A 13,441-nucleotide genomic window follows, 5' to 3' on the forward strand; every position below is an offset into this window, starting at 1 on the left:
AGTAGATGTGTGTTGCCGGGTAGGGGTGTGCTCGGCTCAGGCGCGGATCGAGTCGAGCATGCGCTCTAGCATGGCATCACACCCGGCCAGCTGCGCCACACTCACAAACTCATCCGGCTTGTGCCCCTGGTCCATGCTCCCAGGCCCGCACACCACCGTGGGTATGCCCACCGCGTCAAACAACCCACCCTCAGTGCCAAACGCCACGGTGCCGAAATCCCGGGAGCCGGAAAACGCCGCAATCAACTGCGCCGCCTGGCTGCGCTCATCGGTGACCAGGCCTGGGTAGGCCGACAACTCGGTAAACCGAATCGCGCTCTGCTTGCTGACGGCCTGCATACGCGGCAACACCTGCTGCATGGCGTAGGCTTGCAGTTCCTCAGCCACTTCACCCGGGTCCATCGAGGGCAGCGCGCGCACTTCAAAATCAAACCGGCAATCCGCCGGTACGATATTCAGCGCTTTGCCGCCGGAAATCACCCCGGTCTGCACCGTGCTGAATGGCGGATCAAACCTCGGGTCTTGCTGCTCGCGCAGCCGCTGCCCAATCCGCCCCAGTTCACCGATCAACTCCGCCGCGTGTTCGATGGCATTCACGCCATACGGCGCATACGCCGAGTGGCACGCTTCGCCCTGCACATCACAACGCATCGCGAGCTTGCCCTTGTGGCCGAGCACCGGTTTCAGCTCGGTCGGCTCGCCGATGATGCACAGCATTGGTTTTACCGGGCGCTGTTCCAATACCTTGAGCAACGAACGCACGCCCAGGCAGCCGACTTCCTCGTCGTAAGACAGGGCGATGTGCACCGGCAGGCGCAGGTCTGCCTTGACCAGCGCGGGCACCAACGCCAGCACGCAGGCGATGTAACCCTTCATATCCGCCGTGCCCCGGCCAAACAGCTTGCCGTCGCGCTCGGTCAGCTCGAACGGCGGCACTGTCCACGGCTGCCCATCCACCGGCACCACATCGGTATGGCCCGACAGCACAATGCCCGGCAATTCCACCGGGCCGATGCTGGCGAACAGGTTGGCCTTGCTGCGTTCCTCGTTGTAGACCAACTCACTGGTCACGCCGTAACCCGCCAGGTAATCGCGCGCACACTCGATCAACTGCAGGTTGGATTCGCGGCTGGTGGTGTCAAACCCCACCAGCGTCTGCAGCCACTCGCGGCTGCTGCTCATCGGTCGTCTCCGGCCACGCCGTAGCCGGGCGAGCGGTCGGGGGCGAGGGCGCGGTCGAGGTAGTCCTGCACTTGCGGGCGGTAGGCGTCCCAGAGCTTTTGCAGTGCGGCGATCGGCTGTTCCTCGGCCCAATCCACGCGCAGGTTGATGATCGGCCAGGTCAGTTCGCCCACCACCACCAAGGCGGCGGAATGCACCGGGCCGGCTTCGCCACCGGCGGCGATGGCGGCGTGCATCGCGGCCAGCAGGCGGTCGGCCAGTTGGCCTTCGCCGTGTTCGAAGGCTGTGACCATCGCCTCGATCACCGCGCGGTCGGCGAGCATATTGCCGGCGGCCACGCACTGTTCGCCCGAGACGGCATTGTGGGTGCCGAGGGTTTCGCTGCCGCTGAAATGCACGCTGCGGCCCAGGTGATCAATCGCCGTCAGTTGCCGGTATTGGCTGTAGCCGTTGCGGGTCAGGGCGTTGTCGACAGCCTCGGCTGGCGACAGGCCTTGTTCCAACAGGTCGAGCACGTCCGGGCCCAGGGCCGGCAACGTGATATTTTGGGTCGAGACCGCGCCCACACCTGGGCGCAGCCACGGGCAGCGGGCGCCCACGGCGATGCTCGATGAGCTGATGGCGATGCCCAGCTGGCCGGTGTCTGCGCAACGGCCGACGATTGAAAAGGTCATGTGCAGCTCCTTATTCGGGAATAACGGCGATCACGTCAATTTCCATCAGCCACTGGGGCTGGCCGAGGGCCGAGACCACCAGCCCGGTGGAGATCGGGAACACGCCTTTGAGCCACTTGCCGACTTCCTGGTACACCGGCTCGCGGTAGCGCGGGTCGATCAGGTAGGTGGTGGTCTTGACGATATGGCTCAGGTCGGAGCCTGCTTCCTCAAGCAGCTGCTTGACGTTTTTCATCGCCTGTTCGGCCTGGGCCCGTGGGTCGCCAAGGCCAATCAGGTTGCCGTCGAAATCAGTGCCGACCTGGCCGCGCACATACACGGTATTGCCGGCGCGCACGGCCTGGCACAGGTCGTTGTCCAGGCTCTGGTTGGGGTAGGTTTCTTTGGTGTTGAACATGCGGATGCGAGTGTGAGTAGGCATCAAAAAAACTCCAGAAAAAGGTGATCAGGCGCTGACAGGTGCTTTGTGAACAACCGGTGCGGCTTCGCGGTACTCGAGGTATTGGCGCTGGATGGCGATGTGGTCGGCCACGTACTTGGCGTCGTGCCACACGCCCCAGATAAACGACGAGCCCCGGCGCGATTGCCACGGCAAACCGAGGAAGTAGATACCCGACTCAGGGGCCACACCGCGCTGGTGTTGCGGTTTGCCGGCGGCGTCAAACGCATCGACCTTGAGCCAGCTGTAGTCCACGGCAAACCCGGTGGCCCAGATGATCGAGGTGATACCGGCCTTGGCCAGGTCCAGCTCCAGGATTGGCTGTTTGATGCACTCGGCATCCGGGAACACGCGGCGCGCTTCTGGCTCCACGGGCAGGTCGAGGCCGTTGCGCTCGATGTAGGCGTCCGCCGCATCCAGCAGGGCCAGGTAGTTCTCATCGCCGCGCGCCAGGTTGTCGATCAGGTTGGGTTGGAAGCTGGCGGTGGTGCCGTTGAAGGCTTGGGTCAGGCCAACCAGGGTCATGCCTTGCTGGGCCAACTCGCGAAAATCGATGGTCTTGCCGCCGTGGGCGCCGCTCACGGCAATGGTCACGTGTTCGCGGCCGGGTTTCATCGCGGCCTGATCCCACTCTCCCAACACCCCCAGCCACCAGCAGAAATCGCGGTTGCGATAAGCGCGGGGCGGGCGGTCATGGGCGCCGACCGACAGGTACACCTGACGGCCGGAGCGCTGCAATTCATCGGCGATCTGCACGCCGGACGAACCGGCGCCCACCACCAGCACGGCACCGGCCGGCAGTTGTGCGGGGTTGCGGTAGTCAGCGGAGTGGATCTGGTGCAGCGCGGTGTCTTTGGGCGCAATCGCCGGAATCACTGGCTTCTGGAACGGCCCGGTGGCGGCGACCACGCGGTTGGCTTCGATCACGCCTTCGCTGGTGTGCACGGTGAAGCCTGGGCGACCGACATTACGCACCACGGAAATGACGTCCACGCCAGTGCGGATCGGCGCATTGAACTTGCGTGCATAGGCTTCAAAATAATCCGCCACACGCTCTTTTGGCGCGAAGCCATCGGCGGCGACATCATCAAATTCCAGCCCCGGAAAACGGTCATGCCAGGCCGGCCCGTTCGCCACCAGCGAATCCCACCGCCCGGTGCGCCAGCGCTCGGCAATACGGCTGCGCTCCAACACCAGGTGCGGCACGCCTTGCTTGCTCAGGTGCTCGCTCATGGCCACGCCAGCTTGACCGGCCCCCACCACCAGCGTGTCTATTGTTGTTATTGCTTGAGTCATGTGTCTGTCCTTGCGTAATGCAGTTGGATTCAGCTTGGGCATGGCTTCAAGGCTAGGGGGAGGGCGGTTTTTAATAAAATATTATTAAGCTTTGAACAGAGCATAAATATCGAATGCAGGCTCACCCTATCGGGTGATTTCGAGGAGGGGGCGGGTGTGTGACCATCCTTGCAGTTCTTAACGCGAGTCTTTGAAGTGGAAAACGACCGGCTTTCTTCTGCGCAATGGTTCGAACAGATGGCCCGGGTGACCGAGAGCATCGGGCAGTCGGGGTTCGCCGCGACCTTGTTTGAGGCCCTTGGGGTGCTGCAGCCGATCCAGGCCACGACGCTGTATTTCTACCCGCGTGGTGGCATGCCCAGCGCGTTGTTCGAGTTGGATGGGCCGTGGTTGCCACAAGGCAATGTGCGCCAGTACCTGTCGGGGTTCTATTTGCTCGACCCGTTTTACGGCGCCTGCGTGGAGGGCGTCAGTTCCGGGTGTTACGGCCTTGCCGACATTGCCCCTGACCACTTCGAACTCACCGAGTACTTCCAGTCGTTCTACCGGCACTCGCAGCTGGAAGATGAACTCAACTACATCCTGCAATCGAGCAACGGCTCTAGCCTGGCGGTGTCGCTGGCCTTTACGCAGAAGCTCGACGCTGCCACCACCGCGCAGTTCAAGCGCATCGCCCCGTGGGTGCTGGCGGTGCTGGGCAAGCATTTTGTCGGCCTGGATGCCCAGGGCGCACGCTTTGAAAACCTGCTAGAGCAGCGCATTCACGCGGCGCTGAACAACTTCGGTTCGTCGATATTGACCGAGCGCGAATGCCGCATCGCCCAGTTGATCCTGCGCGGGCATTCCACGCGCTCATTGGCCGAGCGCCTCGGCGTGTCGGAGGACACCATCAAGTCCCACCGCAAACACATCTACACCAAGCTGGATATCGGCGCGCAGTCGGAACTGTTCGCCTTGTTCATCGACTCGCTGGCCGAAGCCCAGGGCGTGCTGAGCAAAGACCCGCTTGAACGCTACATGAGCAAGAACCGCTAGGCGGTGTTGCTCCTCCTTGCGTCATTACTATAAGAGAGAAAAACCATGAACTTACCCGCCCAACTGAATCGCCGCACCGAGGATTATCAGCGCGCTGATGCGGCCCACCACATCCATGGGTTTGTCGATCAAAAGGCGCTGAATGCCGAAGGCCCGCGTGTGATGGTGCGCGGTGAGGGCCTGTACCTGTGGGACAGCGAAGGCAAGCGCTACCTGGACGGCATGTCCGGCCTGTGGTGCACCCAGCTGGGCTATGGTCGCCGGGATTTGACCGCCGCCGCCGCCGCGCAGATGGATCAGTTGGCGTACTACAACATGTTCTTTCACACCACCCACCCGGCGGTGATCGAGCTGTCGGAACTGCTGTTCAGCCTGTTGCCGGGGCATTACAGCCACGTGATCTACACCAACTCCGGCTCCGAGGCCAACGAGGTGTTGATCCGTACCGTGCGCCGCTATTGGCAAGTGGTCGGCCAGCCGCAGAAAAAGATCATGATCGGCCGCTGGAACGGCTATCACGGCTCGACCTTGGCGGCGTCTGCGCTGGGCGGCATGAAGTTCATGCACGAGATGGGCGGGATGATTCCCGACGTCGCGCACATTGATGAACCTTACTGGTATGCCCATGGCGGCGAACTGACGCCGGCCGAGTTTGGCCGCCGCTGCGCCCTGCAGTTGGAAGAAAAAATCCTCGAGCTGGGCGCCGAGAACGTCGCGGGGTTTATCGCCGAACCGTTCCAGGGCGCGGGCGGGATGATTTTTCCGCCGGAAAGCTACTGGCCTGAGATCCAGCGCATTTGCCGCCAATACGACGTGCTGCTGTGCGCCGACGAGGTAATTGGTGGCTTTGGCCGTACCGGCGAATGGTTCGCCCATCAACACTTCGGCTTTGAGCCGGACACCTTGTCGATCGCCAAGGGCCTGACCTCCGGTTACCTGCCGATGGGCGGCCTGGTGTTGAGCAAGCGTATCGCCGAGGCGCTGGTGGAGCAGGGCGGTGTGTTCGCCCACGGGCTGACCTATTCCGGGCACCCGGTGGCGGCGGCTGTGGCGCTGGCCAACCTCAAGGCCCTGCGCGATGAAGGCATCGTGCGCCAGGTCAAGAACGACACCGGGCCGTACTTGCAGAGCCTGCTGCATGAAGTGTTCGGCAACCACCCGATGGTCGGCGAGATCCAGGGCGCAGGCCTGCTCGGGGCCCTGCAGTTCGTTGAAGACAAGGCCACGCGCAAACGCTTCGACAATGAAAACGACCTGGCCTGGCAGTGCCGCACCTTTGGCTTTGAGGAGGGCGTGATCATCCGCTCCACGCTCGGGCGCATGATCATGGCGCCGGCACTGGTGGCCACGCGCGCGGAGCTGGACGAGCTGGTCGACAAGACCCGCATCGCGGTTGATCGCACCGCACGGATCGCGGGAAAGCTGTGAAGTGACCTGCTCACCCCCACGCACGGGGTGGTGAGCACCCTCCATCAGACAACGCTTGAACGGCAGCCGATGCCATCGACTGCCGCGACGGCCTGCATCCCGATTTCCAGGAGTCACCCATGAATACAATAACAAGCGTGGCCGAAACTCCCTCCCATCACCGCGCGCCCAAAGCCGCTTCGACCCGCAAGTTTCGCCAGCCGCTGGGCCTGGTCGGGCTGGTGCTGTTCGGTCTTGCGTACATGGTGCCGCTGGCGGTGTTTACCACCTATGGGCTGGTAACCCAAATGACCAAGGGCCACTTGCCCACCGCCTATATGCTGACCCTCGCCGCCATGCTGCTGACGGCCTACAGCTATGGGCGCATGGTGCAGGCGCATCCCTTTTCCGGCTCGGTGTATTCCTATACCCGCAAGGCGTTTGGCGCGTATTTCGGCTTTATCGCTGGCTGGACCTTGCTGCTCGACTACATCTTCTTGCCGCTGCTGAGTTATTTGCTGATCGGCATATACCTGTCCGAATACTTCCCCGGCGTGCCCACTTCCGTGTGGGTGCTCGGCTCGATTGCGCTGGTCACGGCGCTGAACCTGGTGGGCATTGAGTCCATCACCCGGGTCAACTGGATACTCATCGTCGCCCAGTTGGTGTTCATCGTGGTGTTCGTGGCGTTGTCGGTGCACACCCTCAGCGGGCAGCCCGCGCCGGTTTCGCTGTTGGCGCCGTTCCACCATGAAGGCTTCAGCCCGCCGTTGATCATGGCGGGCGCGGCGGTGCTGTGCCTGTCCTTTCTGGGCTTTGATGCGGTGTCGACCATGGCCGAGGAAACCCCCAACCCGCGCCGCACTATCCCGCTGGCGATCATGGTGGTGTCGCTGTTTGGCGGCCTGCTGTTTTTGCTGGTGTCGTATTTCGCGCAACTGGTGTTCCCGGAATGGAACAGCTTTGTCGACCCGGATTCGGCGTCGGTGGACGTGATGCGCCGCGTGGGCGGCGAACTGCTGGTGACGGCTTTTACCGCCACCTATGTGGCGGGCTGTTTCGCCTCGGCGATGGTCTCCCAGGCGAGTGTGTCGCGGGTGTTGTTCGCCATGGGGCGCGACGGCGCGCTGCCGCGGGTGCTGGGCAAACTGGTGACGAAAAAACGCGTGCCGGCCACGGCGATTGTGCTGGTCAGCCTGTTCTCGTTGATTGCCCTGTTCATCACCCTGGACACCGTGGCCAACATGATCAGCTTCGGTGCGTTGTTCGCGTTTTCGGCGGTGAACCTGGCGGTGATCAAGCACTACCTGCTCGACCAGAAGTTACGCGGCACCCGCAATTACCTGTTGTACGCCGCGCTGCCGGGCCTGGGGTTCCTCAGCACCGTGTGGCTGTGGACCAGCCTGTCCAGCATGTCTTTCACGATCGGCCTGTGCTGGATGGGGGTTGGCCTCCTTTGTTTGCTGGGCATTACCCGAGGTTTTAGCGTGAAGATGCCGGAACTGCAGATCGCTGAATAAACCCCGCGCTATCCATCGATATTTATTGGGAGTACACCGTGTTCGACCTTAATTACTGGCAACAGCGTGTTGCCCGCCAGACCTTCATCGACACTGCCTTGATCGGTGGCCAACCCGTCAACGCGGCTGGCGGCGCGACGTTCGACGCCATCAACCCGGCCACCAATCAGCTGCTGGCGCGTGTTGCCGCCTGTGGCGAGGCCGAGGTTGATCTGGCTGTGCGCAGCGCGCGCCAGGCCTTCGACACCGGCCCTTGGCGGCGCATGCCGCCGCTGGAACGTAAGAAGGTCCTGATCAAGCTCGCCGAGTTGCTGATGACCCACCGCGAAGAGCTGGCGCTGCTTGATTCGCTGAACATGGGCAAGCCGGTGATGGATGCGTACACCATTGACGTGCCCGGCGCCGCGCATGTGTTTGCCTGGTACGGCGAAGCCCTCGACAAAATCTACGATCAGGTCGCGCCCACCGCGCGCAATGCGCTGGCGACTATCACGCGTGAAGCGTTGGGCGTAATTGCAGCCGTGGTGCCGTGGAATTTCCCACTCGACATGGCCGCCTGGAAGCTCGCACCGGCGTTGGCAGCCGGTAACAGCGTGGTGTTGAAACCCGCCGAGCAGTCGCCATTTTCTGCCCTGCGCCTGGCCCAGCTTGCCCTGGAGGCAGGTATCCCAGAGGGCGTTTTGAACGTGGTGCCAGGCCTCGGTGAACATGCCGGCAAGGCGCTGGGCCTGCACCCGGACGTGGATGGCCTGGTGTTCACCGGCTCCACCCAGGTCGGCAAATACTTTATGCAGTATGCAGCTCAATCCAACTTGAAGCAGGTGTGGCTGGAGTGTGGGGGCAAGAGCCCGAACCTGGTGTTCGACGACTGCCAGGACCTGGACCTGGCGGCAGAGAAGGCCGCCTTCGGGATTTTTTTCAACCAGGGCGAGGTGTGTTCGGCCAACTCGCGGTTGTATGTGCAGCGCTCCATCCATGACGAGTTCGTTGAACGCCTGATTGCCAAGTCGCGCGCCTGGATGCCGGGTGATCCGCTGAACCCCGCCAGCGCTGCCGGTGCAATTGTCGACCGTGAGCAGACCGCACGCATCATGCACGCCATCAGTCAGGCCCAGGGCGAGGGCGCCAGGCTGTTGTGCGGGGGCGAACAGGTGACCCTCAATGGTTCATCAAACTTTATCCAGCCGACCATTTTTGGCGGTGTGACCTGCGACATGCAGCTCTCGCGTGATGAAGTGTTCGGCCCGGTGCTGGCCGTTAGCGCGTTTGACACGGAAGAGCAGGCGATCCAGCTAGCCAATGACAGCCTCTATGGCTTGGCGGCGTCGGTGTGGAGTGATGACCTCAACCGCGCCCATCGTGTTGCGCGGGCCTTGAATGCCGGCACTGTGTCGGTCAACACCGTCGACGCTCTGGATGTTACGGTGCCGTTCGGCGGTGGCAAGCAGTCCGGCTTCGGCCGTGATTTGTCGCTGCATTCATTCGACAAGTACACCCAGCTGAAAACCACCTGGTTCCAGTTACGCTGACTCAGGCGGCCAGCCGGTCGTGCATTCATGGGGGCACGACCACTCAGCCCTGCCAGGAAAAACGCCTAGAACTCCCCGGAGTACTTGCCCTCAGCCGCGGCCCGCGAGGGCACCCTCAAGCTGCGCAGCAGCGATGACACGTGAATGCGCACTTGAGGTGATCTTCGGAGGGTTTCATATTGCTGCAGCCGGCAGCGCCAATGATCAATGCGCCCAAGAGGGTGAGGCGGGTAACGGAGGAGTGCCGTTTCATGGTGTTTCTTCCTTGGGTTTGTTATGGTTTTTTCAGCGCGCACCGCGCCCACGCGCGATAAATGCACGGTGCCAGGGGGCGTTGGAAGTGCCGCGGAATATAGCGCCGCCGGGCAAAGGGATCGATTAGCACCAGTGTGCTAATCGCACGATGAGTTCATGGACGGAGAAAGCAATGCTAGAGATCAAACGCGCCACCCCAGAGGACGCCCAGGCGGCGTTCGACATTCGCCTGTTGGCCATCCGCAGCCAATGCATCGGCGCCTACACCCGCGAACAAATGCTGCTGTGGACCCGCGGCCGCGCCGAAGACGGTTACAGCGTGCTGATGGACAAGCCGTTTTACCTGGGCTGGGTGAACAATGAACCCGTGATCACCGGGATGCTCGACCCCGACAACAACGAAGTGGGCGCGTTGTTCGTGCTACCTGAGTTTGCCGGGCGGGGGTATGGCAAGGCGATGCTTGACCATTTGGAAGGGGTTGCGCGGGAACTGGCGATTGAAGAAGTGGTGCTGGATGCGACGCTGAATGCGGCGAGCTTCTACAGAGCCTACGGTTATGTGGGCGAGGAGCAGGCGGTGTATCACTCGCCGTCGGGGCTGGAATTGGCGTGCATCCCGATGACCAAGCGACTCATTGCTAGGGATGCGATCAGCGCCAGCTAACACAGGTGCTCCCACAGGGGATCAGCTTTGTCGGTCAGGTTTCGGTTCGCAGGGCCATTGCGGCGCATGCAGAGCTTTTCAGCAACACTGCTCCCACAAGGGATCGGGGTCAGGCTTGAAGGGCGGTGCGCAACCGCTCGATCACCCGGCCAACCGAACCCCCTTGAACCGCCGGCGGTGTCGGGCTCTCGCTAAACTCGCGCCACACAAACAGTGTCAATTCAGCCCCATCGGTCAGCGCCTGCGCCTGTTCCGGGGCACCAAAATTTTGCAGCACGCGGTAGCGCTGATCCTGCCAAAACGCTTGCTCCACCCAGTCATACACTGGGATGAAATGAAAGTGCAGCGGGAAGCCGGGCATGTGCCCGTAGCGGCTGATATACAGCCATTTCGGCTGGAGCTGCGCCTCGATCACCCGTTGGGTTTTAGCCAGTAAGCCCCCCAGTTCCGCCAGCGCTGCGTCCGGCATGTCGGCGAGGGAATCGATGGGGGCCTTGGCGCCCAGCATCAGGTAGCCCGGCAGCTTCGACGCAAGGTGATGGTTGAGCCGCCAGTGCTCGGTCTCGTGAAGGATGAAGGCGGGGTCGATCTGCATAAGCACGCGTCCGTGAGGGCAGGGCGGGTAGGTTAACAAGCATGGGCGCCTGTATCTCACAAAAGCCGTCGATCTGTGTCTACCGCTGCGCGTTTCAGGCAGATAGGGTCGTGCCACGTTAACTGACGACCGAACCCACCATGGAACTGACTGCTGTCCCGTTTGGCACCACCGACTGGTCCACCGTCGAACCCGAACTTCACCCGGGCGTTACCGGCAGTGCCCTGTGGCGTACTTGCCACTTCGGCACGACCCGTGTGCGCATGGTCGAGTACACCCCCGGTTACTTGGCCGATCACTGGTGTTGGCGCGGGCATGTGTTGCTGTGTCTCGAAGGGGAACTGCGCACCGAATTGGAAGACGGCCGCCAGTTCACGCTGACGGCCGGGATGAGTTACCAGGTGGGCAATGACATGGAAGGCCATCGCTCATCCACCCGCAGTGGGGCGAAGCTGTTTATTGTGGATTGAGCCTTACCCTTTTCGATACACCGCCCCCAGCTCGGAGGCCGGCACCACCGAGATGCCTTCGCCGGCCGCCACTAGGCTGACGTTGGTCAGCATGCGTTCCACTTCAAAGGCAATCGTGGGTTCGAAATCGGCGTTCTGGCAGGCCTTGATCAGGTTGGCGTACATGCCCGGCGCGCCGGGGTGGCGAACCAGGATGAAGCGTTCATCCTTGAGCGCGCCGAGTGGGGTGGTGCTGTTGCGCATCAGCAAGCCCGGGTTGCGCTCTTGCGGCATGGCGCTGCTGGTGTAGGTGGCTTCTTCATCCAGTAACAACCACGGGCGGATCTGGTGATATTGGGTGTGGATGTCGCCAATCATCGCGCCCACACGAATCGCCGATGATGACGCCAGGTTGGCCGCCTCGATGGGAATGTCGTAGGTGGAGACTTGGCTCGAATCCAGCGAGTTCTCGTGCACGCCATCAAAGTCCAGCCGCTCGGCCAGGCGCTGGCGGTTCAGCGGGTAAGCTGAGTTCGCCAGCACGGCGGTGCCCATCGGGCTTTTGTCCAAGCGCGTGTACAGCTCGCGGATGCGTTGGCCATCAGGGCAAGCCCGCTCGCCACAACAACCCGATCGCCAAGGCAGCCTCCCTCACCGCCGAAGCGGTTTAGTGCATCTTGCCGTGGTCCATGCCGTTCTCGCCGTCTTGGCCGTCTTGGCCGTCTTGGCCATTCTGACCATGCATGCCATGTTTGCCATCCATACCGTTCAACCCACGCGCCGGCGCTTTCACTTCAATCACCTGCTTCTCACCCTTGGCGTTCTCTACGGTCAAGGTCAAAGGCACCTGATCACCTTCCTTGATCTGCCCAGTCAGCCCCATCAGCATCACGTGATAACCGTTCGGGTCCAGCTTGACCGCTTTACCCGCAGGCAACGCCACCGAGTCCACCGGCCCCATGCGCATCACGTCATCCTTCATGCTCATCTCATGAATCTGCGCATCCTTGGCTACCGGCGACGCTACGCTGAGCAGTTTGCTGTCGCTGTCGGCGGTGACGGTCATGAAGGCGCCGCTGGACGTTTGGCCCGCTACGGTGGCGCGTACCCACGCGTCGCTCACTTGTACCTGGGCACTGGCGTGGGCAGCGAGGCCCAGCAGCGTCAGGCCGAAAGTAAAGCGCTTGAGGTGTTGAACGGCAGTCATTAGCAGACCTCCATGACGGTGAGCAGGTCTTCTGCGCACTCTTTAGCGGTAAGGGATGCCGACAGGCCCAGGCGTAGGTTGCCACGGGTGTCGAAGACGAAACTGGTCGAGGTGTGCGACAAGGTATAGGTGTCACCGGCAGGGATCTTTTCATAAAAGATCCCGAACTCCTTGGCGGCCACGGCGATTTCTTCCGGGGTGCCGTACAGCGCTTCGAAGCTGGGGTCGAAGGCCTTCACGTACCTGTCGAGCAATTCCGGTGTGTCGCGCTCGGGGTCGAGGGTGATGAACACCACTTGCATGATCTCGCCATCGCGGCCCATCAGCTTCTTGGCTTGGGCGGCGCGGGCCAGGGTGGTTGGGCACACGGCCGGGCACTGGGTGAAACCAAAGAACACCACTGGCATCAGGCCACGGAACGAGCTCAGGGTGACGGTTTCGCCGTCGGTGTTCTTGAGCTTGAAGGTGCGGCCCATGATCTTGTCACTGAGGTCCTTGCCGTACTTGAAGTTCAGCTTGGGGCTGTAGTCACAGCCGCCCAGCAGGCTGCCTAGACCCAACAGGCCCATACCGGTCAGCACTTTGCGGCGGGTGGATAACGTACTCATTAACTGTGCATCCTGTGAAACGCCTGCATTGCTCTGGATCTACATAACAGGCTTTGAAAAGGAGTAATGATGCGGGCGCACAGTCTACCAACCCCGGCCAGCCCACGTAATCTGCGACGTTCTGCCACAGGGGCGCGCGGTGCTTCATCCCTTTGGGGCTTCGGTGGTAGAGTCGCCGCCATGAAATTGAGCCACCCTGACCGTTCGCTGATCGCCTGGGCCCTGTACTTTTGCGTGCTGATGAACGTGTTCGCCTGTGGTTTGGGGCATGGGCAGATGATGGGCCAACAGCTCAATGGCATCGGCGGGGCCTTCTGTTCGGTGGACGGTAGCCAGGCGCCACTTTCCGACAAAGGGTTGGGGAACCCGTCTTCCAGCAACATCTCGAACTACTTTGCCTGCCCGGTGTGCTCCGCCGTGACCGTGGCCATCGTGTTCCTCATCGGCCTGGCCTGGCTGTTGAGTCTCCAGCAAACCCCGCGCCCGGCCCATGAGCGGCGCAACAAGGCGCCGCCGCGATATTCCTGGCCCTCAGCCAACCCCCGCGCTTCCCCCGCATTCTGACGTGTGCCTTGGGCTTC

General features: G+C 62.1%; 13 protein-coding genes and 4 pseudogenes. 7 read left to right on the top strand and 10 right to left on the bottom strand.

Annotation, left to right across the window (positions count from 1 at the left end):
• Nucleotides 1-36: 36 nt before the first annotated feature.
• From argE to K0P33_RS13275, 4 genes are read right to left on the bottom strand one after another with little or no spacing between them, the layout of a single operon-like run.
• Nucleotides 37-1,182 (bottom strand): acetylornithine deacetylase, encoded by a 1,146-nt coding sequence (gene argE / locus K0P33_RS13260; RefSeq protein WP_242155639.1) that lies wholly within the window; start codon nt 1,180-1,182, stop codon nt 37-39.
• The gene (locus K0P33_RS13265) at nt 1,179-1,856 is read right to left on the bottom strand and encodes a DUF1028 domain-containing protein (RefSeq protein WP_094953432.1); all 678 of its coding nucleotides are present in this window, start codon (nt 1,854-1,856) and stop codon (nt 1,179-1,181) included. The genes argE and K0P33_RS13265 overlap by 4 nt, the downstream gene beginning before the upstream one ends.
• 10 nt (nt 1,857-1,866) lie before the next feature.
• Entirely contained in the window at nt 1,867-2,277 is a 411-nt protein-coding gene (locus tag K0P33_RS13270) for a RidA family protein (RefSeq protein ID WP_003207327.1), read from the bottom strand.
• Nucleotides 2,278-2,301: 24 nt separating this feature from the next.
• A complete protein-coding gene (locus K0P33_RS13275) occupies nt 2,302-3,591 on the bottom strand; it encodes an NAD(P)/FAD-dependent oxidoreductase (protein ID WP_242155641.1) in 1,290 nt (429 codons plus the stop codon).
• A 237-nt stretch (nt 3,592-3,828) separates the two neighbouring features.
• Here K0P33_RS13275 and K0P33_RS13280 point away from each other — a divergent pair, with 237 nt between their 5' ends.
• From K0P33_RS13280 to K0P33_RS13295, 4 genes are all read left to right on the top strand, one after another.
• On the top strand, nt 3,829-4,626 hold the full coding sequence (locus tag K0P33_RS13280) for a helix-turn-helix transcriptional regulator (RefSeq protein WP_242156039.1): 798 nt from the start codon (nt 3,829-3,831) through the stop codon (nt 4,624-4,626).
• 45 nt (nt 4,627-4,671) lie between these two features.
• Nucleotides 4,672-6,054: an aspartate aminotransferase family protein gene (locus K0P33_RS13285; protein ID WP_242155643.1), complete on the top strand. Its 1,383-nt coding sequence runs from the start codon at nt 4,672-4,674 to the stop codon at nt 6,052-6,054.
• Nucleotides 6,055-6,173: 119 nt separating this feature from the next.
• Nucleotides 6,174-7,553, top strand: coding sequence for an APC family permease (locus tag K0P33_RS13290; RefSeq protein ID WP_242155645.1), 1,380 nt, complete (start codon nt 6,174-6,176; stop codon nt 7,551-7,553).
• Nucleotides 7,554-7,591: 38 nt separating this feature from the next.
• Nucleotides 7,592-9,082 (top strand): aldehyde dehydrogenase, encoded by a 1,491-nt coding sequence (locus K0P33_RS13295; protein WP_242155647.1) that lies wholly within the window; start codon nt 7,592-7,594, stop codon nt 9,080-9,082.
• 65 nt (nt 9,083-9,147) lie between these two features.
• Here K0P33_RS13295 and K0P33_RS13300 read toward each other — a convergent pair.
• Nucleotides 9,148-9,243: pseudogene (locus K0P33_RS13300) on the bottom strand (DNA-binding response regulator); the annotation flags it as partial.
• Between the two features lie 266 nt (nt 9,244-9,509).
• On the opposite strand from K0P33_RS13300, the gene K0P33_RS13305 reads away from it, so the two are divergent.
• Nucleotides 9,510-10,001, top strand: coding sequence for a GNAT family N-acetyltransferase (locus K0P33_RS13305; protein WP_242155649.1), 492 nt, complete (start codon nt 9,510-9,512; stop codon nt 9,999-10,001).
• Nucleotides 10,002-10,110: 109 nt separating this feature from the next.
• Here the strand turns inward: K0P33_RS13305 and K0P33_RS13310 are convergent, their stop codons facing one another.
• Entirely contained in the window at nt 10,111-10,596 is a 486-nt protein-coding gene (locus tag K0P33_RS13310) for an HIT family protein (protein WP_242155651.1), read from the bottom strand.
• Between the two features lie 140 nt (nt 10,597-10,736).
• Here K0P33_RS13310 and K0P33_RS13315 point away from each other — a divergent pair, with 140 nt between their 5' ends.
• A complete protein-coding gene (locus K0P33_RS13315; RefSeq protein ID WP_242155653.1) occupies nt 10,737-11,066 on the top strand; it encodes a DHCW motif cupin fold protein in 330 nt (109 codons plus the stop codon).
• 9 nt (nt 11,067-11,075) lie between these two features.
• Here K0P33_RS13315 and K0P33_RS13320 read toward each other — a convergent pair.
• The 4 genes and pseudogenes from K0P33_RS13320 to K0P33_RS13335 form a co-directional block, all read right to left on the bottom strand.
• Nucleotides 11,076-11,309, bottom strand: a pseudogene (locus K0P33_RS13320) (LysR substrate-binding domain-containing protein); the annotation flags it as partial.
• Nucleotides 11,304-11,648: pseudogene (locus tag K0P33_RS13325) on the bottom strand (lyase family protein); the annotation flags it as partial. The pseudogenes K0P33_RS13320 and K0P33_RS13325, both read right to left, overlap by 6 nt.
• A 154-nt stretch (nt 11,649-11,802) precedes the next feature.
• Nucleotides 11,803-12,252 (bottom strand): annotated as a pseudogene (locus tag K0P33_RS13330) (copper chaperone PCu(A)C); the annotation flags it as partial.
• Nucleotides 12,252-12,860, bottom strand: coding sequence for an SCO family protein (locus K0P33_RS13335; protein ID WP_242155655.1), 609 nt, complete (start codon nt 12,858-12,860; stop codon nt 12,252-12,254). The pseudogene K0P33_RS13330 and the gene K0P33_RS13335, both read right to left, overlap by 1 nt.
• Nucleotides 12,861-13,040: 180 nt before the next feature.
• Between K0P33_RS13335 and K0P33_RS13340 the strand changes: the two genes are divergently transcribed.
• Nucleotides 13,041-13,424 carry a DUF2946 domain-containing protein gene (locus K0P33_RS13340; RefSeq protein WP_094953802.1) on the top strand — a complete coding sequence of 128 codons (384 nt, stop codon included), beginning with the start codon at nt 13,041-13,043 and terminating at the stop codon, nt 13,422-13,424.
• Nucleotides 13,425-13,441: the final 17 nt, after the last annotated feature.

It is taken from the genome of Pseudomonas sp. ArH3a (assembly GCF_022648765.1).
Taxonomy (GTDB): Bacteria; Pseudomonadota; Gammaproteobacteria; order Pseudomonadales; family Pseudomonadaceae; genus Aquipseudomonas.